This window comes from Maribacter litoralis, from assembly GCF_003075045.1.
Taxonomy (GTDB): Bacteria; Bacteroidota; Bacteroidia; order Flavobacteriales; family Flavobacteriaceae; genus Maribacter; species Maribacter litoralis.
The window spans coordinates 1,479,785-1,505,866 of record NZ_QCZD01000001.1; the positions used below are offsets into that span (position 1 = coordinate 1,479,785).

The 26,082-nt window shown below is 36.8% G+C and carries 15 protein-coding genes; 7 read left to right on the top strand and 8 right to left on the bottom strand.

All coding sequences use genetic code 11. The annotated features are described in order from the left end of the window. Window positions 1-96: 96 nt before the first annotated feature. The 4 genes from DCS95_RS20220 to DCS95_RS06695 all read left to right on the top strand — a co-directional run bounded on the left by DCS95_RS20220 (window position 97) and on the right by DCS95_RS06695 (window position 17,384). Window positions 97-375 carry a hypothetical protein gene (locus DCS95_RS20220; protein ID WP_164674136.1) on the top strand — a complete coding sequence of 93 codons (279 nt, stop codon included), beginning with the start codon at window positions 97-99 and terminating at the stop codon, window positions 373-375. Continuing rightward, window positions 375-14,222, top strand: coding sequence for a Calx-beta domain-containing protein (locus DCS95_RS06685; protein ID WP_116769983.1), 13,848 nt, complete (start codon window positions 375-377; stop codon window positions 14,220-14,222). The genes DCS95_RS20220 and DCS95_RS06685 overlap by 1 nt, the downstream gene beginning before the upstream one ends. A gap of 294 nt (window positions 14,223-14,516) precedes the next feature. After that, window positions 14,517-15,419 (top strand): PorP/SprF family type IX secretion system membrane protein, encoded by a 903-nt coding sequence (locus DCS95_RS06690; RefSeq protein ID WP_116769984.1) that lies wholly within the window; start codon window positions 14,517-14,519, stop codon window positions 15,417-15,419. 18 nt (window positions 15,420-15,437) lie between these two features. Continuing rightward, window positions 15,438-17,384: an OmpA family protein gene (locus DCS95_RS06695; RefSeq protein ID WP_116769985.1), complete on the top strand. Its 1,947-nt coding sequence runs from the start codon at window positions 15,438-15,440 to the stop codon at window positions 17,382-17,384. 93 nt (window positions 17,385-17,477) lie between these two features. Here the strand turns inward: DCS95_RS06695 and DCS95_RS06700 are convergent, their stop codons facing one another. The 4 genes from DCS95_RS06700 to DCS95_RS06715 all read right to left on the bottom strand — a co-directional run bounded on the left by DCS95_RS06700 (window position 17,478) and on the right by DCS95_RS06715 (window position 19,824). After that, window positions 17,478-18,026 (bottom strand): ClpP family protease, encoded by a 549-nt coding sequence (locus tag DCS95_RS06700; protein ID WP_058105935.1) that lies wholly within the window; start codon window positions 18,024-18,026, stop codon window positions 17,478-17,480. Between the two features lie 106 nt (window positions 18,027-18,132). Then, entirely contained in the window at window positions 18,133-18,984 is an 852-nt protein-coding gene (locus tag DCS95_RS06705) for a mechanosensitive ion channel family protein (protein WP_116769986.1), read from the bottom strand. A gap of 16 nt (window positions 18,985-19,000) precedes the next feature. Then, window positions 19,001-19,198, bottom strand: coding sequence for a hypothetical protein (locus DCS95_RS06710; RefSeq protein ID WP_116769987.1), 198 nt, complete (start codon window positions 19,196-19,198; stop codon window positions 19,001-19,003). Continuing rightward, the gene (locus tag DCS95_RS06715) at window positions 19,198-19,824 is read right to left on the bottom strand and encodes an RNA polymerase sigma factor (RefSeq protein ID WP_116769988.1); all 627 of its coding nucleotides are present in this window, start codon (window positions 19,822-19,824) and stop codon (window positions 19,198-19,200) included. The genes DCS95_RS06710 and DCS95_RS06715 overlap by 1 nt, the downstream gene beginning before the upstream one ends. Before the next feature lie 80 nt (window positions 19,825-19,904). Here DCS95_RS06715 and DCS95_RS06720 point away from each other — a divergent pair, with 80 nt between their 5' ends. Together DCS95_RS06720 and DCS95_RS06725 are read left to right on the top strand one after the other, a co-directional pair. After that, window positions 19,905-20,585 (top strand): hypothetical protein, encoded by a 681-nt coding sequence (locus tag DCS95_RS06720; RefSeq protein WP_116769989.1) that lies wholly within the window; start codon window positions 19,905-19,907, stop codon window positions 20,583-20,585. A gap of 43 nt (window positions 20,586-20,628) precedes the next feature. After that, window positions 20,629-21,795 (top strand): peptidase associated/transthyretin-like domain-containing protein, encoded by a 1,167-nt coding sequence (locus DCS95_RS06725; protein WP_116769990.1) that lies wholly within the window; start codon window positions 20,629-20,631, stop codon window positions 21,793-21,795. Window position 21,796: 1 nt separating this feature from the next. Here DCS95_RS06725 and DCS95_RS06730 read toward each other — a convergent pair whose 3' ends face one another. From DCS95_RS06730 to DCS95_RS06740, 3 genes are all read right to left on the bottom strand, one after another. Further along, the gene (locus DCS95_RS06730) at window positions 21,797-22,945 is read right to left on the bottom strand and encodes an MFS transporter (RefSeq protein WP_116769991.1); all 1,149 of its coding nucleotides are present in this window, start codon (window positions 22,943-22,945) and stop codon (window positions 21,797-21,799) included. A gap of 86 nt (window positions 22,946-23,031) precedes the next feature. Continuing rightward, the gene (kynU, locus tag DCS95_RS06735) at window positions 23,032-24,300 is read right to left on the bottom strand and encodes a kynureninase (protein WP_116769992.1); all 1,269 of its coding nucleotides are present in this window, start codon (window positions 24,298-24,300) and stop codon (window positions 23,032-23,034) included. A gap of 67 nt (window positions 24,301-24,367) precedes the next feature. Further along, window positions 24,368-24,835, bottom strand: a complete 468-nt coding sequence (locus tag DCS95_RS06740) for a GNAT family N-acetyltransferase (RefSeq protein ID WP_116769993.1) — start codon at window positions 24,833-24,835, stop codon at window positions 24,368-24,370. A gap of 62 nt (window positions 24,836-24,897) precedes the next feature. Between DCS95_RS06740 and DCS95_RS06745 the strand changes: the two genes are divergently transcribed. Continuing rightward, window positions 24,898-25,539: an O-methyltransferase gene (locus DCS95_RS06745; protein ID WP_116769994.1), complete on the top strand. Its 642-nt coding sequence runs from the start codon at window positions 24,898-24,900 to the stop codon at window positions 25,537-25,539. Here DCS95_RS06745 and DCS95_RS06750 read toward each other — a convergent pair. Continuing rightward, window positions 25,502-26,077, bottom strand: coding sequence for a phosphatase PAP2 family protein (locus tag DCS95_RS06750; protein WP_116769995.1), 576 nt, complete (start codon window positions 26,075-26,077; stop codon window positions 25,502-25,504). The genes DCS95_RS06745 and DCS95_RS06750 overlap by 38 nt on opposite strands. Window positions 26,078-26,082: the final 5 nt, after the last annotated feature.

Here is a 26,082-nt window from a genome sequence, read left to right on the forward strand (position 1 = left end):
ATTCTTAACCTTCTATTAAGCAATTGATTGTAATTTATTTCAATCGATTTTGATGTTGGTTAAGTAATCAATAAAGAATTAAACTTAACCATTAATATGAAGTCTATTTACACTTCTAACATCATCTCCCCCCAATGTTGTTCTGAAACATTTGTATTTCCAAAAAGAGAAATACAACATCTCTCTACGCCTTTTTCAAGGAGCATCTATCTATTCAATTCAATTGATAGTAGTACAGATGTTTATAATGTAAACGCTAATTGTCATACAGAAATAATCTACACTCTAGACAATAGAAATTCTACTACCGATAAGCCGGTTGATAGCAGTAAACGCTCAAACGGTATTATAATAACCTATAATAAGAATCAATAATGAAAAATTCAACGTTCATAACATCGACATTGTTGCTATTTGTCATATGGTTCTTTATAGGATCTGTTAATGGCTTAGCTCAAACCTTTTCAGTATCGGATGCTAGTGCCGATGAAGGATCTAATATGACTTTTACGGTAACTTCCGACAGTCCATTACTAGGAGACTATACTTTTGATGTAACTTATACAGATGGAACCACTACACCTGCGGATTATAACGGAAATACTTCGGTAACTTTAGGTTTCTTTTTAAGTTCAACCTCAACTTTTACGGTAGCTGCCTTAAACGATGATTGGGTAGAAACCACACAACAAGAATTTACACTAACCTTAAGTGACCCTTCTGGTTCCTATTCTTTTTCAGATGCTACAGGTACCGGTACAATCATAGATACCGATGTTGCCTATGTAACCGGCGGAAACTATGATATTACCGAAGGTGGAGAAATACAGTATATTTTACGATTATCAAATGGCACCAACTCAGGCGGTCAACAATACGTAGGTATTGAAGATGCCTACAGTATTGATTTCTCTGTTGAAACGGATCCTAGTTCAGCGAGTCCGGCTAGCGATGGTACAGATTTCAATTCTTTCAACACTACCGCTACGTTTCCAGCTGGTTCAATTGCCGGTACTGAAATAATTATACCAATACCTACTATAGAAAATGCAATAGTTGAACCATCTGAAGAGTTTAACGGTGTTAAATCTAGAAATGTGGCAGAGGAAACCAAATTTGGTATTGCCCCTTCAAGAGTAAGTATTAATACAGAACGTTCTGCACTTCGAATTCATGATAATGATACCGCTACCGTTAATTTAAGTAGTATCACCGAACTGGAATCTGTAGGTAATGCAAGCATTGATTTTACTTTAAACGGGGATGTTCAGGATAACTTTAGAATAGATTACACTACTTCTGACAATACGGCTACAGAACCATCAGATTATGACGAAACCACTGGTTTTTTTAATTTTAATGGATCGAGCGGTCAAAATTTTAAGAGAAACTTTAAGGTAAACGATGATGCTGTAATTGAACCTACCGAATACTTTACCGTAGTACCCTCTTATAGCCCTGCAACCGGACTAATTACTAATTATGTACCACAAAACATTGTATTTGTAACCGGTGAAGGTGAAATTACAATTACCGATGATGATTTGGACAGTGATTTTGACGGAGTTAATGATTTAGTGGATGAGGATGATGACAATGATGGAATAACAGATATTAACGAAGGTAATGGTGACGCCGATGGCGACACAATTATTGATAGCTTAGATAATGATTCTGATAACGACGGTTGCCCCGATGCTATTGAAGCAGGACATACCGACCCTGATGGAGATGGCTATTTAGGTACTGGGCCATTAACGGTAAGCAATGGTACAGTCGATCCATCTACCGGTCGTGTTTTAGGGCAAGGTGGTTATACTGGTACAGATGGCAAAGTTACTTCAGCATTCCAAACCGTAAATATTACAATGCAACCTAGCGATAGAGTTGCCAATCTTGGTGATACGATTACTTATACAACGGGAGTTAACGGAACCGGACTTACTTACCAATGGGAATTAAGTACGGATAATGGAACTACATGGAATCCTGTTTCCAATGGGGGTGTGTATTCCGGTGCCACTACAACGGCATTGACCTTAACCAATATCTCCAGTACCGAAAGTGGAAACCAATATCGTTTCAGTGCTTTTGACAGTGAAAATCTATGTACGCCGTACACCTATTCTAATGCTGTTGATCTATTTATTAGACCTAACGTAGAAATTGCCGATGCTACCTCTGCCGAAGGCACTAACCTAGATTTTGTAGTTAACCTATCTCATGCGGTAAACGAATTGGTTACGTTTGATCTTACATATTCAGACATTACTACCTTAGCATCAGACTATACCGCTTTATCTTCTTTTTCAGTACCAAGTAACACCTTAAATACGAATATTCTTATCCCTGCCATCGATGATGCAGTAGTTGAAGGTGACGAAACCTTCACATTAAGTATGACCAATGGTTCTACCAATGTAGGGGATATCACAGATACTGCTCTTGGGACCATAACCAATATAAATACCCCTGCTTCTGGCGAAGGTGTTTCTATTGCTGATTTTTCAATAAATGAAGACGTTGGAACCGTAGATTTTATATTGACTTATACCGGACCCACCGTTCAAGACTCTTTTACCGTAGACTACGTTATTATTGATAATAGTACCACTGCTGGATCAGATTATAATGTAAATCTAACTGGTCAGGTTACTTTCCCTGCCGGTACTGCCGATGGAAATACGCAAACACTTTTAGTAGCAATTACAGATGACACCGTAATAGAAGGTGACGAAAGTCTAAGTATTCAAATATCAAATATCTCAAATAGTCTTTTGACTATTATAAATGCAGATGCTACGGGTACAATTGTAGATAACGATACCGACCCGACCACAGGTTTGTCTATTGCTGATGTAAATTTCAATGAGGCAACGGCATCGGCAAATTTTGTAGTAACTTATAAAGGCGGTAATGTCAAAAACGGCTTTACAGTAGATTACACCATTACTAATGGTTCTGCTTTTGAAGGAGACGACTATACGGCTACATTAACAGGACAGGTTTCTTTTCCAAACAACACTACAGATGGCGCTACACAATTGGTAAGTGTTACCATAATCAATGATGACCTTATAGAAGGGGACGAAACATTAAACATAGAATTATCAAACTTATCTACCAACCTTATCAACCTAGTAGACCCAAATGCGATAGGTACTATAGAAGATAATGATACAAAAACACCAACTACAGGGTTAACGGTAGCTGATATCAATATAGATGAGGATGCTGGCACTGTCAATTTTGTGGTTACCTACAATGGTAGTGAACTTCAAAATTCATTTACTGTAGATTATGCAATAACAGATGGATCGGCCATAGCTGGTTCAGATTATAGTGGAAATCCTTCCTTAACCGGTCAATTGATATTTCCAACGGGTACAGAAGATGGAGACATTCAAAATGTAAGTATTAATATCAACGACGATACTATAATTGAATCTGATGAAACCATCAATTTTCAATTAACTAATTTATCTACTACACTAATTAACCTAGTTGATGCCAATGCTATTGGTACCATTACCGATAATGACGTTAAAACGGCAACCACAGGTTTAAGTGCTTCTGACTTTTCAGTAAACGAATCCGCAGGAAGCACTAACTTCATTGTTACCTATAATGGTAATACCGTACAAGATACCTTTACCGTAGATTATAGTATTACTGATGGTACCGCCACTAGTGCTAAAGATTATGATACCGTTTTGGCATCGGGGCAACTAGCTTTCCCAGCAGGTACTTCAACTGGTGATACGCAATCCGTATCAGTTGATATTTTAGAAGATTCTTTTATAGAAGCTACTGAAGATTTGAACATTCAGCTTTCTAACCTGTCCACTACTCTAATCAACATTGTAGACCCAACAGGTACGGGTGCAATTAGCGATAATGACAATACTGCCACAAGCGGAATAGATTTTGAAAACTTAACGGTAACTGTAACAGAAGGTGATCCGTCAGACACCGTAAATGCAACATTTGTTGTTGAATTTATTGGTGCTATAGATACTGGTGAAACTATCGAAGTAGACTATTTTGTAAATAACGGTAGTGCAGCTAATGCTACAGATTTCAATCCTAATGCGACAATAGAAACATTAATTTTCACCAATACACAAAAAACTCAAGATATTACCGTACCAATTATAAGTGACAATACTATTGAGGGCGAAGAAGATTTCTTTGTTGATTTGGTGGCCATACGCTCAAATGTTGGTATCAACCTATTGAACAACCAAGCCAGAGGAGTTATCATTGATGATGATGGAGGGGCTGTTTCGGTAGATGGTTTTAGCATTGTGGAGCAAACAAATGGTATTAATTTTGATGTTACCTATTCGGGAGATAGATTAAACGGTGGTTTTACTTTAAATTATGAAATAACAGACATCAGTACTACAACAGGTGTTGATTACACGCTTACTACAGCCCCATCAACAACGGGTACCTTAACTTTTACCGGTGTTGACAATGAAGTACGTTCGGTTCAAATTAATGTTGTTGGTGATGATTTTATTGAGAATAACGAAGATTTAAGAATCACTATTTCCAATCCGTCCTCCAGCAAAATCACCATAGCCAATGCAGATGCAATTGGCACTATAACTAATGATGATACCGGTACAGTTGCAGCAACTGGATTTACCGTAGACGAATTTAATGTTACCGCTAATTTTGAGGTCACCTATACAGGTAATCCTATTAATGGTGGTTTTACTGCAGCGTATGAAATTACGGATAACACTACCACTTATGGTATTGACTATACCGCTACGCAAACAGGAACTTTAAACTTTTCCGGGACTTCAGATGAAGTTCTACAAGTACCTGTAGATATCATACAAGATGCATTAATTGAAGGCGATGAAACCTTAAGATTGACGATTACTTCAATTTCACCAAGCTTGATTACAGCATCCAATCCTACCGCTATTGGTACGATAACCGATGTCAACCACTTACCAAGTGCAGTAGATGATTCGTTCGTAGTATTTCAAAATCAAGCTTCTGCAAATATTACGGTGCTTGACAATGATGATTATGGATTTGACGGTCCTGCAGCCGTAAACCCTCTACAAGTAGTCAACGCTCCTATTAACGGTACCGTGACACTTATGGACAATGGCACACCTAGTGATGCTACAGATGATTATTTTGAATATCAGCCTAGTCCGTCATTCAACGGTAACGATTCATTCAGATATAAAATTGTGGATTCTAACGGTTCAGAAGATGAAGCTGTAGTAAACATTTTTGTAAACGACACCAACCTTAAAAAAGATTTTGAAATTCGTTATTCCGGTAGTATCAATGGAGACTTTACCATGATTGCCAATAACGTTCTTTCAAGAAATTCAACTGGTAATTACAATGGCGAAGATGGTAACCATGATTTCAATAATAACGTTTTTGTGGATATTGATTCTGACCCATCTACCTTTAATTCTACCAATGCCAATTTGGCGAATCCAGAGCCTACATTAAGTTGTTTGAACATAAAGAAAGCATACTTATACTGGGCTGCTGCAGATAAAGAATATGATGGCACAACTGGTGGCGGAGCTACAGAACCATCTTGGAACTACAACCAAGTAAAATTAATGTTGCCCGGCCAATCATCGTACACTACCGTTTCTGCCGATGAAGTTATCTATAGAGGTCGCGATGATCATTTCCAAAACGACCCATATGTTTGTATCAAAGATATAACCGATGATATCAATGCACTTGCCTCTCCTTTTGGAACATACCAAGTAGGTAATGTTAAGGCTACAGAAATGGATTTACGTTCTCATGGTATCGCTAATATTACCGGTACTTCTGGTGGATGGCAAATAGTTTTTGTGTATGAAAATGTTTCTTTAGACCCTAAAAACATTACTCTTTATGATGGTTACGTTCATACCTTTGCTTCTGATGGTGCTGGTGAAACTGAATTTAACTTTAGTGGTTTTGAAACCATACCTAACGGTAATATCAATGCCAATGTAATGTTAGGTGCCTTAGAAGGTGACCGTGATCTTTCTGGTGACCAATTATTGATCTATGATACTACTAACAACTGGTCTAAATTATCGACCACATTAAGAGATGAGGATAACTTCTTTAATAGTCGTATCACCATTGATGGTTTAAATTATGTGGACAGAAATGCTGCTAGTACCAATACTTTAGGTTTTGATGCTACCGTATTTCCATTAACAAATACCGGAAACAGATATATAGATAATGACCAAACCTTTGCCCGATTTAAGATAACTACAGATCAAGAGTCTTATGGTCTATACTTAATGGGATTAAGCGTTGATGTTTACAAACCAAGTTTAGGTGCTTTAAGTTTAAATACAAATACCGCCGGTCCGTTTAACGCTGGTGATATTGTACCATTGACATTAAACGTAAGTAATATTGGTAATGACGATATTCAAGATCTTGTAATTACAACTGTATTACCAATGGAGGCGGAATTCTCTGGAGCAGGCACTTTACCTGCCGGAGTATCCCATTCGTACGACCCATCTACAAAGACATTGACTTTTACAGCTCAAGATGGATTCACTAATATGGGCGATAATTACGACCTTGATTTCGATATAGAAATAATAGAGGCCTGTTACTTTTTAGAAACTGCTTGTGTTGCTAGTTTTGAATTACAAGCTACCGCTACGTATAGTGGTGTAATTAGTGGAGACCCAATTACAACAAATAGTTCTTCTTCTACAGATGCTTGTGGTATTGGTACACATACCCCAACCATTATAGATGTGCAACAACCGCCACAGGTAAATTGGTCTACTGCACCAAATGCATTGGACAGAACTATTGACTGTGATAATATTGCCGCACTGAACAATGCCAATTCATTAGTACCTGCAACGGCTTCTTGTAATTTTACCTTACATAAAACAGCAGGTAGCTTTGTACAATCTGGTTCTTGCCCAACAGAAGGTACGTATACCAATACGTGGACATTTACAGATGCCTGTGGAAGAGTAAGTGATACATTTACACAAGTAATAACCATTGAAGATAACGAGGCGCCTACTTTTAATGAGTCTTTACCACAAGATTCATATGCCGCTCATGATAATATACCAACGGCACCGATTCTTTCTGCCAATGATAATTGTGACTCCAACTCTACAGTGGTGTTCAATGAAACATATGATGGTGATAATACAAGTACAAATTACACCATTATTAGAACCTGGTCAACAGATGATTGCGCAGGTAACTCAACCAGCCATACACAATACATTTATGTAAGTGAGAATGGAGACCCAATAGGTTTGAGCATTAATGATGTAGTTGTAAATGAAGATGCCGGTACCGCTGTTCTTGAAATTACCCATACAGGTACTGTTTCAGGCGGATTTACGGTAAACTACAATACTGCAGACGATACCGCAGTACAAGCTAGTGATTATGTTTCTTCATCAAATGAAATATCGTTTAATGGTACCAATAATGAAATAAAACTGGTAACCATATCCATAAATGATGATTCGATTATAGAAACTACCGAACAGTTATTAGTTCAACTTACCAACGGTACAAACACACCAACAATAAATGATAGCGAAGGTATTATCGAAATAACCGACAATGATAATGTACCTGGCAGTACAGGGGTTTCTTTCGCCAATAATAATGTAATCGTTACAGAAGGCACCGATACCTTTGCAAGATTTACAGCTACTTTTACAGGTAGCATTGCTCCTGGCGAAACCGTAACTGTTGATTACGCTACTAGCGATGATACAGCGCTTGAATCTGAAGATTATACTTCTTCGACAGGTACGGTAACATTCAACAGCACAACCTATTCGGTGAATATCGATGTACCGATCATAGATGATAATATTATTGAACCTTCAGAAGATTTTACAATTACATTATCAAATATTCAATCTAATATCAATGTTGGGTTCTTAGATCAACAATCTACAAATTCAGCTATTGGTACCATAAATGACAATGATAATATACCAGGCACTACCGGTATATCTTTTCAAAATGATAATATTACCGTAGATGAAGCTGCAGGTACCGTAACGATCAATGTATTGTTAACAGGTAATGTTCAAGGCGGATTTACATTAAATTTTACCACCAATGACGATACTGCTACACAGCCTACTGATTACATTACCAACTCAGGACAGTTAACTTTTGCAGGAACGGACGGAGAATTGCAACCCATAACTGTTGTTATTAACGACGACAGTATAATTGAGGTTACAGAAGGTTTATTCGTTGATCTTTCAAACCTTTCAACCACGTTAATTGCAATAAATGAAGACAAAGGTGTAATTAATATTACCGATAACGATGGTGGTGCAGGTACGGGAATATCATTCCAAAATGATGATATCACCGTTAATGAAGCTGATGGTACGGCTACTATAAATGTTCTTTTAACTGGAAACGTTCAAGGCGGATTTACGGTAGATTATACCACAAACAATGATTCTGCAGTAGAACCTGGTGATTATACCAGCAATAGCGGTCAATTGACCTTTACTGGTAATGACGGGGAAGTACAACCTATTACGGTGACAATAAACGATGATAGCATTATAGAGGCGACAGAAAGGCTGTTCGTTGACCTATCTAATTTATCTACCTCTTTGATTACTATCAATGACAACCAAGGGAATATCAATATTACAGATAATGACAACATACCTGGAACCACTGGTATATCATTTGAAAATGATGACATTACCGTAGATGAAGATGCAGGCACAGCGACCATAAATGTGCTGTTGACGGGTAATGTGCAAGGCGGATTTACAGTGGATTATACCACAAACAATGATTCTGCGGTAGAACCTGGTGATTATACGGCAACTTCTGGTCAATTGACTTTTACTGGCACAAACGGAGAAACTCACCCAGTTACCGTTACAATAATCGATGATAACATTATTGAAGCTACAGAAAGATTGTTCGTAGACTTATCTAACCTTTCTACTTCCTTGATCGCTATTAATGACAGCCAAGGAAATATCAATATTGCCGATAATGACAACAACCCTGGTACTACAGGTATCTCGTTCCAAAATGATGATATTACGGTAGATGAGGCTGTTGGCACGGTTACGGTAAATGTATTATTAACAGGTAATGTGCAAGGCGGGTTCACTTTAGACTATACTACGGCAGATGATTCTGCAACCCAACCTAATGATTATACAACCAGTTCTGGCCAACTGACTTTCGTTGGTACCGATGGGGAATTACAACCTATTACGGTTGCCATTATCGATGATAGTGCTATTGAGACGTTAGAAAGATTGTTCGTAAACCTTACTAACTTGTCAACTACCTTGATTACTATCAATGACAATCAAGCTAACATCAATATTACCGATAACGATAATATACCGGGTACTACGGGTATTGCTTTTGAAAACGATGATATCACGGTTGATGAAGCTGCAGGTACCGCAACGATCAATGTTCAATTAACAGGAAACGTTCCTGGTGGATTTACAGTTGACTATACCACCAACAATGATACGGCTATACAACCGGGAGATTACACCCCTATTAACGGTCAATTGACCTTTACAGGTACAGATGGTGAAATTCAACCTATAACCGTTACCATAATTGATGATAATATTATTGAGGCAACTGAAAGATTGTTCGTAGACCTATCGAATTTATCTACCTCATTAATAATAATCAATGACAACCAAGGGAATATCAATATTACGGATAATGATAACACACCTGGTACTACCGGTATATCTTTCCAAAATGATGATATTACCGTAGATGAAGATGCAGGTACCGCTACAATTAATGTTTTATTGACTGGTAATGTTCAAGGCGGATTCACTTTAGATTATACAACCAATAATGATTCTGCAGTAGAACCTGATGACTATACCGCAACTAGTGGTCAGTTGATTTTTGCTGGTACAGATGGAGAAACTCATCCTGTGACCGTATCCATTATAGATGACAGTTTTATTGAAGCGACAGAAGGATTATTTGTTGATCTGTCTAACTTGTCTACGACATTAATTGCTATTAATGACAGCCAAGGGAATATCAATATCACGGATAATGATAACACTCCTGGCTCTGGTATTTCTTTTGACAATGACAATATCATTGTAGACGAAGCTGCTGGTACCGCAACAATCAATGTATTGTTGACTGGAAATGTTCAAGGTGGATTTACCTTAGATTATACTACAAATAATGATTCTGCAGTAGAACCCGGTGATTATACAACCAATAGTGGTCAGTTGACTTTTGCCGGTACAGACGGTGAAACACAACCCATTACAGTTACCATTATTGATGATAATTTAATTGAGACAACAGAAAGACTGTTTGTTGACCTTTCTAACTTGTCAACTACCTTAATCCCAATAAATGACGCTCAAGGCAATATCAGTATTACCGATAATGACAATATTCCGGGCACTACAGGTATTGATTTTGAAAACGATAACATTACAGTTGATGAAGCGGCTGGTACGGCAACCATAAACGTACAACTGACAGGAAATGTTCCTGGCGGATTCACCATTGACTATGCAACTGCAGATGGTTCCGCTATTGCACCTGGTGACTATACTAGTATCTCTGGTCAATTGACCTTTGCCGGTACGGATGGAGAATTACAACCTATTGTTGTCACCATTATTGACGATAATTTCATTGAAGCTACAGAAACACTTTTAGTTAATTTATCTAACCTATCAACTAATTTAATAGGCATCAACGATAATCAAGGTAACATCAACATTACCGATAACGACAACATACCTGGCACAACCGGCATTTCATTTGAGAATGATGATATCACCGTTGACGAAGCTGCAGGTACTGCAACGATCAATGTATTGTTGACCGGTAATGTACAAGGCGGATTTACGGTAGATTACACAACCAATAACGATACTGCTGTAGAACCTGGGGATTACACGACTGATGCAGGGCAACTTACCTTCGCTGGTACAGATGGTGAAATTCACCCGGTAACGGTTACCATTATCGATGATAATATCATTGAGGCGACAGAAAGGTTATTTGTTGATTTATCTAACCTTTCAACAACATTAATTGTTATTAATGATAGTCAAGGAAATATCAATATTACGGATAATGATAACATACCTGGTGTAACTGGTATCTCTTTTGAAAATGATAATATTACAGTTGATGAAGCTGCTGGTACTGCAACTATAAATGTGTTGTTAACTGGTAATGTGCAAGGTGGATTTACGGTAGATTACACAACAAATAATGATTCTGCGGTTGAACCTGGAGATTACACTGCAGACAGTGGTCAACTGAATTTTGCAGGTACAGATGGTGAAGTTCATCCTATAACGGTTAGCATTATAGATGATACGCTAATTGAATTTACCGAAAGTTTATTTGTTGATCTCTCTAACCTATCTACCACATTGATAGCTATAAATGATGATCAAGGTGTTATCAATATTACTGATAATGATGCTGACCCTTCGCTATACGGAGTTCAATTCGATGTTACTTCGATAGACGTGAACGAAGGTGCCGGTACGGTCTCTCTTGATGTGGTGCTAAATGCAGATGTTCAAGATGAGTTTACGGTTGAGTATTATACGGTAGACGGCTCTACTATTGATGGTAGCGATTATACCGGTGTACCTCGTAATACAGAGACACTAACGTTTGGTGGTACAAACGCGAATACGCAAACTATTGTAATTCCTATTATTGATGATACATTAATTGAATTCACTGAAAATTTCAATGTAATCCTTGAAAACATCTCCTCTCCTATTGTTGGTATTCTTGCCAATGATACGGCTACGGTAAATATCATCGATAACGATGCTGACCCATCATTGTATGGTGTTCAATTCGATGTTACTTCGGTTGACGTGAACGAAGGTGCCGGTACGGTCTCTCTAGACGTAGTGCTTAATGCGGATGTTCAAGATGAGTTTACGGTTGAGTACTATACGGTAGACGGTACTACTATTGATGGTAGTGATTATACCGGTGTACCTCAAGATACACAGACACTAACGTTTGGTGGTACAAATGCGAATACGCAAACTATTGTAATTCCTATTATTGATGATACATTAATTGAATTCACCGAAAACTTCAATGTGATTCTTGAAGATATTTCTTCGCCTATCGTGGGTATACTTGCCAATGATACGGCTACGGTGAATATCATCGATAACGATGCCGATCCTTCTATATACGGAGTTCAATTCGATGTTACTTCGATAGACGTGAACGAAGGTGCCGGTACGGTCTCTCTAGACGTGGTGCTTAATGCCGATGTTCAAGATGAGTTTACGGTTGAGTATTATACGGAAGACGGTACTACTATTGATGGTAGTGATTATACCGGTGTACCTCAAGATACACAGACACTAACGTTTGGTGGTACAAATGCGAATACGCAAACTATTGTAATTCCTATTATTGACGATACATTAATTGAATTCACTGAAAATTTAAATGTTATTCTTGAAGATATATCTTCGCCTATAGTGGGTATTCTTGCCAATGATACCGCTACGGTAAATATCATTGATAACGATGCAGACCCATCATTATATGGCGTTCAGTTTGATACTACTTCTGTTGAGGTAAATGAAGATGCCGGTACGGTTACTTTAAATGTAGTTCTAAATGCGGATGTACAAGATGAGTTTACGGTTGAATACTACACTGTTGATGGTTCTGCCAATGATAGTATGGATTATAACGGTGTACCTCGTAATACACAGACATTGACATTTGGTGGTACAAACCCAAATACGCAACCAATAGTTATCCCTATTATAGATGACATAATTATTGAAGACCCGGAGACTTTCAATGTAATTCTTGAGAATATATCTAGTCCGATCGTAGGTATCCTTTCGGATAATATTGCTACGGTAACTATTATTGATAATGATGGTGATGAAGGTTGGCCAACTGATGAAACTATTGAGGCTTGTGAAACTATTCCAGATGCATTTGTAATCACTTCAGATAGCACTTGTGCCATCACTGTAGATTATGATGAATCAGTGGAAGGTCAAGATGATGAGTGTGCAACGGAATATACAATTACCAGAACATGGACAATTACTGATTGTGTTGGTAATATTCGTACACACACACAAGTAATAACTATTGAAGATACAGTAGCTCCTACATTTAATGAAGCGCTGCCTCAAGATATGACGGTAGAATGTAACATGGTGCCAGAAGCATCTATATTGACAGCTACAGATTCTTGTGACCCTAATATTGATGTGGTCTTTGAAGAGACAATCACAAATGATGAAAACTGTGCTGTAGGTTATACAGTTACAAGAATGTGGACCGCTACTGATTGTGCCGGTAATGAAACAGAACATACGCAAGTAATTACCGTAGAACCTACAGGTCCAATTATGAGTCAGCCTTATGAAGAAGAAATCACCATTATTTGTGGTGATGAAATTCCTGAAGCTCCAGAAATGGTATTTACGGGTGGTTGTGATAATTTTGATGTGGTCTTCAATGAAGAAATTCAGCAAGCAGATGATTCTGATGACTATATGATCATTAGAACTTGGAACGTAACCGACTCTTGTGGCAACACTGCATCTTTTGAGCAGATTATATTTGTGCTACAACCTCAACTACAAGAGATTACAATCAATATTTGTATTGAAGAAGAGCCAATTGACCTATTAAATTACCTTCCGGCAGATTTTGACCGTAACGGTACGTTTATGATACTTGAAGGTGATGTTGTTCTTGAGGAAAACATTTTTGACCCAATGAACCATGAGCCAGGTGAATATAAAATTGCCTACAGTTCTACTGAAGGCACTTGTAAATACTATGTTGACTTTACGGTAATCGTAGATACAGAATGTGTACCATGTGGCAGAGGTGATATCATTATCTCAAAGGCGGTTACCGCTAATGGTGATGGTGTAAACGATTTCTTTGAAATAACAGGGGTTGAGTACTGTGCCTTTAGTTTTGATGTTATAATATTTAACCGATGGGGTACTAAAGTTGCCGAGGTTAAAGATTATCAAAATGATTGGGGCGGTGAATCTCCAAATGGTTCTTTCGGACAATCTGGTATGTTACCAACAGGTACCTATTACTATATCATTACAGCAACCGATATTGAAACAGGTACAATTCTAGAACCGTTCAACGGATACATTTACCTAGGTACAAACTAATAATTAAACACATATAACAATGTACCTCATCTTAAAACAGATGAGGTGCTTTTTCACCCTTTCCCCCACCAAAAAAAACAACCCTAAAATACTCTTTTTAAGTTCTTTACAACACACTTTGCTTTTATCTAATAAATACATCAATTGAACGAAAATGCAGTATCAGAACGAATAATTAGGAGCGTCAACCGTTAATTTTTCAATAAATAAGAAGAGCGTTTAAATTTGTTTATATAAGATTAACCTACTTATTAATTAACATATAGCCCTAAAAAGCTAAACCCAAACATAACCATGAAAAAAGCTAATTTCTTTTTAGCCATATTACTATGTACCGGTGCCTTTGTAAGTGCACAACAATTACCTCAGTTTACACAGTACATGTATAATACCATTTCTGTTAATCCTGCGTATGCGGGTAGTAGAGAAACCTTAAATGCAACAATACTACATAGAAACCAGTGGGCAGGTTTAGAAGGAAACCCTAGAACCAGTACATTATCTGTACATTCTCCCTTAAAAAATGAAAAGATCGGTATTGGCGTATCGTACATCAATGACCGTTTAGGTTTCGAAAGCACTAATTATTTTTATGGGGATTTCTCATATACCGTTCCAGTAAGTCAGCAAGTAAAAATGCGTTTTGGACTTAAAGGAGGTTTCACAAGCTATAACCTAGAAAATCCTGATCCCAACGATCAATTTTTCAACGCTAACTTTAATAGTATCAATCCTAATTTTGGCGCTGGTTTTTATATTGGCTCCAACAGATGGTATGCCGGTATTTCATCTCCAAGAATATTAAATACAGATTTGAACGAGGGCGAGTTTGAGGCCATAGAACGTAATAGCTACTACGCCATTGGTGGTTTGGTTTTTGATCTATCAGAAACTACTATTTTTAAGCCTACCATTATTACGAAATTTACCAATGGTGCACCGGCAACCTATGATTTTACCATTAACTTTTTGTTCAATGAAAAATTTTGGATCGGTACTTCTTACAGAGTGAACGACGCATCTAATTTTGGTGCTATGATGGACTACCAAGTCTCTAGAGATTTTAGAATTGGTTATGCATATGATCTACCAACATCATCTGTAAGGCCATATACTGGTGGTACGCATGAAATTATTTTAATTTTCGAACTTACCAAAAAGGTATTAGGTCCTGTAAAATCCCCAAGATATTTCTAATAATTTAAAATCGATACGATGAAAAATTATAAAAATTTGGTGCTTTTAACGCTACTTTTTCTAGTAGGGCAATTTACAGTTGCACAAATTGCATCACAAAAAAAAGCTGATTACTATTTTAGTAAATTCTCCTATTCTTTGGCAATACCAGAGTATGAAAGAATGGTCGAAACCGATTTCAATACAGAGTATGCACACCAGCAATTGGCAGAATGCTATTTGTTGATTCGCGATTATAAAAAATCGATTCCGCATTTTAAGGCAGTCATCAACAATGCCACCTTACCTACAGATTACTATTTTAAATATGCCATGGCTCTATATGCCAATGGCGATTTAGAGGAGTCTGAAGTTTGGTTGAAAAAATATAAAAAATATAACAAGAACGATTCTCGTGTAAAACGATTTTTAAAGGATGGTAATTTGGCTTCGGTTGTCTTTAACAGTAGACAACGATATGAGGTAGAACCTGTATCTTTTAATTCTGCCGATAGTGATTTTGGAGCGTTTAGGTTTTTAGGGAATATATACTTTGCTTCATCACGAAGAGATGTAGTAACCGGTGAAACTTACGGCTGGAACGATGAACCTTGGCTAGATCTTTTTGCTGTACAAGAAGATAACCCAATGTCGGAACCTATTCGTTTAAAAGGAGATATCAATACCAAATTCCATGAAAGTTCGGTCGCTTTTTCTACAGATTATAAGAACGACACTATCATGTATTTTACCCGAAACAATTTCTATGACAAAAAAGAAGGTTATGGGGCATCAAATGAAATCAACCTTAAAATATATAGTGCCAAATTTGTAGATGGCGAGTGGGTAGAGAACAGCAACCTAAGAATGAACAGTGATTATTATTCTACAGGTCACCCATCTGTAAACCAAGCCAGAACGCGTATTTATTTTGCTTCCGACAGACCTGGTGGATACGGCGGTACTGATATTTACTATGCAGAAATTCATGAACGTGGAGGTATACAAACCCCAATAAATGCAGGTCCTATTGTTAATACCGAAGGAAATGAAATGTTTCCGTTCATTAACGAAGAAGGTAAATTATTCTTTAGTTCAGATGGTCATGTTGGCTTTGGTCAATTAGATGTTTTTTCAACCATTTCAAATGAAGATGGTGAGGTAATAGATATTATAAATTTGGGTACACCTATAAACAGTTCTAGTGATGATTTTGCCTATTATGGGTTACCAAATGGATTAGACGGTTATGTAAGTTCGAACAGAGAAGGCGGTGTTGGTAGTGACGATATTTATAAATTTAAATTTACCCCTGCTTTAGATGTTGAAGGTTACGTTGTTGACGGGGTAAACAATCAAATGCTAGATAGTGTTACCGTTAAATTATTTGATCAAATCACCAATACCTTGGTGGCACAGACCACAACAGATGAAAATGGTTATTATAGATTTCCGGTGAATAGAAAAACTACTTATATGATAGAGGCGGTTAGAAAAACCCACCCACATAAAAATGTTTTCTTCAACACGGCATCTACTCCAAAGGCTCAAAAAATAATGCGACAAGATATTGTTCTTGAACCAGTTTTGGATCTAAAAGTATTAGCGGGACTCAATAAAATATACTTTGACTTTAACAAAAGTGATATAAGACCCGATGCTGCCGCAGAGCTGAATAAGGTAATAAAGGTTATGAACATTACCTACCCAGATATGATCATTAAATTAGAGGCGCACACAGATCCAGTGGGTAGCCATGCATACAATGATAATCTTTCTGAAAGAAGGGCAAAATCTACCTACGAATACCTCATTGAAAACGGTGTATCTAAAGATAGGATAGTTTCATACAAAGGGTTTGGAAAACGAGTACCAATTAATCACTGTACAAGTAAACAAGATTGTACCCCAGAAGAATTGGAGCTGAACAGAAGAACCGAATTCCCTATTCTACAGATTAAAAAAGGTATTGTAGCCTCAAAATAAAATTCAACATTTTTTCACCAAACGATGATTAACCACAAAAAAAGTCCTTTACAAATTGTAAAGGACTTTTTGATTTTTATAAGTTATAATAGCCTACTCTAAAATACCGTCAACTATTCCGTATTTAATAGACTCTTCTGCATTCATCCAATAATCTCTATCAAAATCTTTTAAAACCTTATCAAAATCTTGACCACAGTTATCCGCCAAAATCTGGGCACTTAATTCTTTGGTCTTTATAATTTCTCTAGCCTGTATTTCAATATTCGAAGCCTGCCCTCTCGCTCCACCACTTGGCTGGTGAATCATTACTTGTGCATGTGGCTGAATAAATCTTCTACCTTTTTTACCTACCGATAATAAAATAGAACCCATAGAAGCTGCAAGACCGCTACAGATTGTAGAAACCGGACTCTTTAATGATTTTATGGTGTCGTACATTGCAAAACCAGAAGTTACATAACCACCAGGACTATTAATATATAATTGAATTTCTTTATTGTTCTGCATATCTAGGTACAACAACCTATCAATTACATGTTTTGCAGAATCGTCATCAACCATACCCCATAAGAAGACTTTTCTTTCCTCCAGCAATTTCTCATCTATGGCTTCCTGAATTTTTCCTTTTTTAGAACTCATATTTTAAGTTTATTTATCTCTAACAAAATTAATGAATTAAAATATAAACAGATGTGGCGATCGTTCACCTAATTACCATCAATTCTATTTCAATTTTATTAAATAACTAATCTTTTGGTTTTGGTTCGGGCTGTTCTTCTACTTCAACCGTTTTTTCTACCACCTTCTTAATTGGTATAACCACTTTACCCGTTTTGGTCTTTAATACCATTGCAATATTATCTATACCGATAACGGTACCTTGCAAATCGCCGATTTTTACCTTATCTCCTACTTCGTAAATCTTTCTAGAATAAAAAGTTCTTAAAAGATCACCAACAATTTCTCTAGACCCCAAACCTAATGCCAAAGAAATCGCCAGTAAGAAGGCACCTAGCACAATAGTGAAATTATTGGTAATAATCTGCGTATCAATACCTGCTTGGTTTAACGCTGTTATACTTACAAAAATTATGATCAGGTAAAATAAAACATTACCTAAAAGCTTACCGCCGCTTAGACCAATGGAATCAAAGACTTTTATAATGGCCTCCTTTATTGTCTTTGCCAAAAACAGGCCTAACATAAAGATGACCATTGCAGACAGTAAAATTGGCAGATAGCGCAATAGGTTGGCTATCTCCGTAGATATAATGGTCAAGCCCATAATATCTGAAGCCACAATTATAAAGACCAACCACAACAATACTTTTACAAAGGTTACAATGACCTTGGACAAGTCTATTTTTATATCGGCATCTCCAAAAAGTTTTGCCTCATTGATTTTCTCGGATATGCTACTCAACTTTATGATCTTGAATATTTTTCTGAGAACCAAAGTGGTTATTTTTATAATGATCCACCCAAAGACAATTACTATAAAGGCACCGAAAATACCAGGTAATGCCGCTGCAATATCTTTAAAAATATTACTTAAAGATTCAAATGTTAGGTCTTTCCACTTATCTACTGTTTCCATATCTGGTCTACTACTATTATTTCTGGTTAGGTTTTGAATTTGTTTTCAACATGCTCTCAATAATTGAGGCGAAATTACCCGTAAAAAGATTGGTCAACTCCATAACCAATTTAGCCGCAGCAACATCATCCATAACTTTTTTACGCAGTTCTGGTGGAACATCTTTAAGATCCCCTTGTAAATTTTTAAATGGATTATTGTCCTGTTCTAGCATTAAGGTAGGGTTTTATACATTTCCGTTACTTTCGCTTTTGCTCTTTTGAGCCTCATTTTAATAGCACTTGGTTTTAAATCTAAGATATTTTCCAATTCTTTGATAGATGCTCCATCTTGATATTTCAATAACAATAAAGATTTATCTTCCGGACCAATTAATTCTAGAGCTTGTTTAAGCTTATCTACTTGCATCTGTAGCAAAAGATCATCTGTTACTTCAACAGGTATATCTTCTTGGGTATCATATTTAATGGAGTTGTCGTTAATTTTTCTTTCCTTATTTCTGTTCACATAATTAACACAGAAATTATAAGTGAAAGAATACAGCCAAGTAGAGAATTTTGAATTCCCTTTAAATGAACCCAGCTTAACAAATAACATTAAAAAAATATCTTGGGTTAAGTCTTCCGCTTCTTTGTTAGACTTTGAAAATCCTAAACATTTATTGTAAACCAATTGAGAATATCTATCATACAATTCGCCAAACAATAAAGAATCGTTTTTAGCGACAATTCTCTCAATTAACTCATTATCAGTTAATTTTTCATGTGCACCTTTAGAAACCGATTTATTACCAAACTGGTTTCCAATGATTATAAAACATAGCTTTTTAAGAAATGTCACCTTGATAATTGAGTTTACAAATAAATAAAAGTAGGTTAAAGATACTGTAATTGATATATTTACTTGAAAATCTGCTGAAAATGAAAAAATTAATTCTTCTTTCCGTACTTATCTCAAGCGTATTTACAGGATGTAAAACCGACCAAAAAAAACCTAAAGTTGCTGTTGCCGAAGATAAGGAATTGACCGTTCTTGAAAAAATTGCCAATGCAAACGGATTTCAAAACTGGAAAGATGTTGAAAGCATTAAATTCACTTTCAATGTAGATCGAGAAGATGAGCATTTTGAACGTACTTGGTTATGGGAAACTGCTTCCAATGATGTGACCAAGATGACGAGACAAGATACTATATCATACAACAGAAAATCTGTAGACAGCACTATGACGGCTACCGATGGAGGTTTCGTAAATGATAAATTTTGGCTTTTGGCTCCTTACCAACTGGTGTGGGACCAAAAAAGTTTCACCTTCAAACACACAGAAGGGGTTGAAGCTCCCATAAGCAAATCTGTTATGCACAAACTGACCACAGTGTATGACAATGATGGTGGTTATACCCCTGGCGATGCGTATGATTATTATTTTGGTGATGATTATATTATTAAGGAATGGGTATACAGAAAAGAAAACCAGTCTGAACCAAATATGACGACCACTTGGGAAGATTACAAGGAATTAAACGGATTGAACATCAGTATGATGCACAAAAGACCGGATGCCGATTTCTCTTTATACTTTTCTGGGGTCGTGGTGAAATAATGTGGTATAAAGTTTGAAGCTCTCTTTATTCATCTACCATACCATGAAACCACTTCTTTTAGTATTATTGCTATTTTCATATATAGGCTATTCTCAACAGACTATTAATGCTATTGTGATAGATAGTGCCGATAATTCCCCTTTAGAATTTGTTGGCGTTTACAATAGTAAAGACCATACCATTACCAATGAAGATGGGCGCTTTCAATTTTCATCATCATTAGATTCCATTACAATCTACCGAGTTGGGTATGATAAACTACACACCGTATTTCAAAAAATTAATGACACCATCTACCTCAACAAAAGTGTATTAGAATTAAATGAAGTCACCGTTACCAACGAAAAAACGCTTTGGCAAAAAGTAAGGGATTCTATTCGATCTAACTACCCTATCTACCCTTATAAAGAGAAATTTTTGTTGAGAGGCGTTCTACGGTATAATGGAGAAATTACACGCATTCAAGATCTTCAAGGAAAATTGGAAAGGAAAACACTTCTATATACAGGAAAAATAAATCCCGACAAAAAAGACTTTAAGGTTGAGTTGACCAATATGCGTAAAGTAGGTTTAGTTAAAGATGAAAAGAAAGTATATTTCATTTTTGAAACCTTTTACCAACTATTTATGAATTTTACTCCTATGAACGCTACTGGAGACGCTTTTGATTTGACCGAATCTACTTTTAATAATGGCAGTAAAACCAATCTAAGTTTTCATACCAAACCAGAATTTAATAATGAAATCATAAATGGTCATTACATCATTAACAATGACGACAATGCAATTGAAAGAATGTATATGGTAATAAACTCAAAAAATAGTCCATATAAAAAAGATGGCAATATTAGGTTTAGAACAGTTGCAGTAGAAAAAGAAATTTCACTATCCAAGTCATTAATTACAAATAGATATTACATAGCTTCTGCAAAATATGATGTAAAAGTCGAGGTGACGGATGATAAAAATTCATATACCTCCTACTACGATGTATCCTTTATTCTCACTACATCAGATAACGAAGGTGATTTTGATGTAAAGAAAAACGTGAGCACCTCAAAAGACTTGTTCAAAATAAAATACCCTTACGACCAGCGTTACTGGAATGCCCAAAATCAATTACTACTTACAAATGAGATGTTAGATTTCATTGAAAAAGTGCAAGACCCCTCTAATGAGTTTAAGGTAAGAAACAATATCAAGAACTAATTTATGCTCGCTTTTTCTTTAATAACAATGTAAAGAGCAAAATTAAGAATCCGCAGGCCAATAGTACTACAAAACTTCTGGTAAGGCTATAATTTTCCGCCAAGAACCCCAGTATTGGAGGCGCACACAAAAAGCCGGCATAACCGGTACCGGCAATAAAAGCAATTCCTTTAGAGGAATCTATCCCCTTTACATTACCTCCTATTCTAAAGACTTCGGGCACCATGACAGAAAAACCCAATCCATTAATAGTAAAACCGATAATACTCAACGTAACGTTTGCCGTAAGCACCAAAAAATAACCTATTATTGCCAAAATTGCCCCTAAGGCAACAATTTTGACGGACCCTATTTTATCGCTGATACCATCACCTAAAAACCTCCCTAAGGTCATGGTTATCTGAAAGCCTAAAAAGCCTAATCCCCATAATGCCTCTGGTGCCAATGCAATTTCCTTTAAATATAGTCCGCTCCAATCTACAATAGCACCTTCGCTGCCCATAGCAACAAATGAAATAAGCCCCAGTAACAACAAAGGCTTAAGGAGTCCGAAACTAAAGGGTTCATTTTCTACCTCTTCCGCTACTTCAGAAAAATACTGACTTCTAAATTTTACATTGACCAATACAACCAACAAAACAGCCAAGAACATATGTAGCACGGGATTTGACAACGGTCCAATTAAAAAACTACCCAACCCTGCCAATACTCCACCTAGACTGAAAAAACCATGAGAGGCTGCCATAAACTTTACCTTGTCTTTTTTCTCTATTTCGGTCACAAGGGTATTCATTGCTATATCGGTGATACCGTTAGATGCCCCAAAAAGAAATAAAGCTACCATGAGCACATAGTAATTTGGTGCCAATAATGGCAACATAGCAGCCATACAGCTCATCATAACGCCACTGAAGGTAACCTTACCTACTCCATACCTATTGACAATACCAGAAGCAAATGGAAAAACCGTAAACACACCCAAAGCCAAAAAGAATATGGCAATACCCAACTCAGATTTACTGATATTCAACGACTCTTTAACCGTAGGTATATAAATTGCCCAGGTACCAAAAAGAATATTAATACTTGCGAAAACCCATGAAGGACCGAAGTATCTAGCATTCCCTAAAATTAATCGTAATGATTTCATTTAGTATTGGTTGTTGGTTGTTGGAAATAAAAGAATACATTTCTATTCTCTATATTCTATCCTCTATTTTCTATTTTCTTTAAAATCTAATTTGCCAATACTCCCGCTTTTAGAATCTGCCCAAAACGATACATATCTTCATAGGTAGAATAAAAAGGTGCCGGTGCCAAACGAATTACGTTAGGCTCACGCCAGTCGGTCACCACACCATTTTCCATTAGATAATTGAATAAAGATTTTCCCTGTCCGTGTAAGAATACCGACAATTGACAACCTCTATCTTTAGGGGTGATTATTTCAAAAGAACTATCTACTTCCTTATCGATTTCATGTAAAATATATTCCAGATACGAAACGATCAAATTTCTTTTTGCAATCAACTTCTCCATACCCACTTCTTCGAACATGGTCAGCGATGCCAAATACGGTGCCACCGATAATACGGGCACATTACTTATTTGCCAAGCATCGGCATTTTCCATAGGTTCAAATTCGGGTTTCATAAGAAAGCGGGTTTCTTTTTTTGTTCCCCACCATCCTTCAAAACGTTGAATGTCTTTTTTGTTCAAGTGTTTCTGGTTTACAAAAATTCCAGAGGCATTTCCTGGTCCGCTATTCATGTATTTGTAACTACACCACGAAGCAAAATCGGCATCCCACTTATGCAGTTTTAGCTCAACATTACCAACGGCATGTGCCAGATCCCAACCCACATTGGCACCAACAGCTTTACCCGCTTTGGTAATGGCTTCCATATCCATTACCTGACCATTGTAATAATTTACTCCGCCAATTAAAACAAGTGCCAGTTCATCGCCTAACTCCTCAATTTTTGCAAGTATATCTTCTGTTCTCCAGTGATGTTCTCCTTCACGTTTTTTTAGCTCCACAATAGTCTCGTCGGGATCTAAACCATGAAAACGAACTTGACTTTGAAACATGTATTGATCGCTAGGAAATGCTTTTTCCTCGCATAGGATCTTAATACGTTTTTTTGTGGGATTGTAAAATGAAACCATCAAAAAATGTAGGTTGACCGTTAGGGTATTCATAACAGACACCTCTTCGGGTAAAGCACCTACCACTTTGGCCAATGGCTCAGCTAACCGCTCATGATAGTCCCACCAAGGTTTTTCTGCATAAAAATGACCTTCTACGGCTAATTCTGCCCAATCTTTCATCACTTCATCAACAAAAGCCTTCGTACGTTTTGGCTGAAGACCTAGCGAGTTTCCTGTAAAATAAATAACCTCTTTTCCGTTTATCTTAGGAAAAATGAACTCATCTCTATATGTACTTAAGTGGTCTTGTGCATCTAACGATTGTGCAAATTCCAACGTATTTTTAAACTCCATAGCTAATTTTATATAAAAGTAAACATATGCCCAGTATTATGGATAGTACTACCAACAATCCTTTATGTTATTCGGTTCTTAATCGCATTTCTATCATATGTCTTTTAAACCCTTTTTTCTCATAGGCACGTATGGCAGAATCATTGTCGCTGTATACATCTAACTTAATTTCGGTTAAGCCCGCATTTGTTGCCCAATCTATTAATGCATCAATAATTTTACCGTTCAAACCTCTACCCCTATAATTTGGATCTGTGTACATAAAGCCTAAATACGCAAAAGTTTCATGGTCAAGATAATCTCTAGCAGGTTTTTCCAAAGCATACCCTGTGGCCACTATTTTATCGTCGTGGCACGCCACCAAAACAGTAGCTCTTGGGTTTTCTAAAAGCGCTTCTAAATCATAATAAATAACTCCTCTTCCCTTAATGGTAGGGTTCATGGGGCGTTCTGCATTGACAACTTCTTGTTCATGCAGTCGTAATACGGGCAAATCGCTTTTTACGGCTTCCCTTATCTCTATTACATTATTCATCGCTCTCTTATTTCAGACCCTTAAATTAAGGCTTAAAACCCTATTTTTGCAAAAAGAAACGCATGCATTTTTTATCGCCACTTTTAGAAAACTACTTAGCGGACCACTCTCAACCAGAACCTAAATTATTACAGGAGCTTACACGAGAAACCCATTTAAAAGTAATACAGCCACGTATGCTTACCGGGCATTTTCAAGGTCGTGTTCTAAGTTTGCTTTCTAAATTGATAAACCCTGCTACTATACTTGAAATTGGCACGTATACAGGTTATTCTGCCTTATGCCTTGCGGAAGGATTACAGAAAAATGGCCAACTGCACACCATTGATGTCAATGCAGAACTGGAACAAATTCAGCGTACTTTTTTTGACCGAAGCGGTTATGGCGAACAGATTGTACAACATGTGGGCAATGCCCTAGATATTATTCCTAAAATGGATATCACCTTTGACCTTATTTTTATCGATGCCGAAAAGAAACAGTACGATAAATATCTTGAAGCCGTATTACCTAAAACCAAACCCGGCTCTGTAATACTTTCCGACAATGTATTATGGTCGGGCAAAGTGGTAGAGCCCTTAAACCCAAAAGATGTTACCACAAAGGTATTGTTAGATTACAATAAGAAATTGAGCGATCATCCACTATTGGATACGGTTCTTTTGCCTATACGTGACGGACTGACTTTAAGTAGGGTGAAATAATCAAGCCATATAATTTATAAAACAGCCAAGCTGAAAATATACCTACCAAAGCACCTACCATAAGGTCTATTGGAAAGTGAACACCTACGTACACCCTACTCATAGCAAATAAAATAGGCCATATATAAAATAGGTACACCCATTTAAAATGCCGTCTTAAAAATAATACGGTCAACGTTATTATAGAAAAAGAAGATGAAGCGTGACCAGAAAAAAAGCTAAACCCAGACGGACTCCTTAAAATACGGATCAGTGTATTTAACTCTTCATCGTTATTAGGTCTTAAACGTGCTACTACATGCTTTGTTAAATCTGTTACCGTAGCTACAAAATATGCCATAATCAATATGGTCAAAATCATTGCCAAAGCATCTTTCTTCGGGAATTTTATAAAGAAAAGTATGATAATAAGTGCAAATAGTGGAATCCAAGGAGGAAATTTGGTAACGGTAGACCAAAAAGCATCGTACTGTTCTATACCAAGACTGTTGAGATAGACAAAGGCATCTCGATCCCATTGTAAAATCTCATCTAACATAGTAG

What these genes read in the sequence shown, in the direction of transcription:
- DCS95_RS06750 (WP_116769995.1), bottom strand. Translation starts at nt 26,077, where the DNA reads ATGTTAGATGAGATTTTACAATGGGATCGAGATGCCTTTGTCTATCTC.
- DCS95_RS06705 (WP_116769986.1), bottom strand. Translation starts at nt 18,984, where the DNA reads ATGGAAACAGTAGATAAGTGGAAAGACCTAACATTTGAATCTTTAAGT.
- DCS95_RS06695 (WP_116769985.1), top strand. Translation starts at nt 15,438, where the DNA reads ATGAAAAATTATAAAAATTTGGTGCTTTTAACGCTACTTTTTCTAGTA.
- DCS95_RS06700 (WP_058105935.1), bottom strand. Translation starts at nt 18,026, where the DNA reads ATGAGTTCTAAAAAAGGAAAAATTCAGGAAGCCATAGATGAGAAATTG.
- DCS95_RS20220 (WP_164674136.1), top strand. Translation starts at nt 97, where the DNA reads ATGAAGTCTATTTACACTTCTAACATCATCTCCCCCCAATGTTGTTCT.
- DCS95_RS06720 (WP_116769989.1), top strand. Translation starts at nt 19,905, where the DNA reads ATGAAAAAATTAATTCTTCTTTCCGTACTTATCTCAAGCGTATTTACA.
- DCS95_RS06690 (WP_116769984.1), top strand. Translation starts at nt 14,517, where the DNA reads ATGAAAAAAGCTAATTTCTTTTTAGCCATATTACTATGTACCGGTGCC.
- DCS95_RS06730 (WP_116769991.1), bottom strand. Translation starts at nt 22,945, where the DNA reads ATGAAATCATTACGATTAATTTTAGGGAATGCTAGATACTTCGGTCCT.
- DCS95_RS06685 (WP_116769983.1), top strand. Translation starts at nt 375, where the DNA reads ATGAAAAATTCAACGTTCATAACATCGACATTGTTGCTATTTGTCATA.
- DCS95_RS06745 (WP_116769994.1), top strand. Translation starts at nt 24,898, where the DNA reads ATGCATTTTTTATCGCCACTTTTAGAAAACTACTTAGCGGACCACTCT.
- DCS95_RS06740 (WP_116769993.1), bottom strand. Translation starts at nt 24,835, where the DNA reads ATGAATAATGTAATAGAGATAAGGGAAGCCGTAAAAAGCGATTTGCCC.
- kynU (WP_116769992.1), bottom strand. Translation starts at nt 24,300, where the DNA reads ATGGAGTTTAAAAATACGTTGGAATTTGCACAATCGTTAGATGCACAA.
- DCS95_RS06725 (WP_116769990.1), top strand. Translation starts at nt 20,629, where the DNA reads ATGAAACCACTTCTTTTAGTATTATTGCTATTTTCATATATAGGCTAT.
- DCS95_RS06710 (WP_116769987.1), bottom strand. Translation starts at nt 19,198, where the DNA reads ATGCTAGAACAGGACAATAATCCATTTAAAAATTTACAAGGGGATCTT.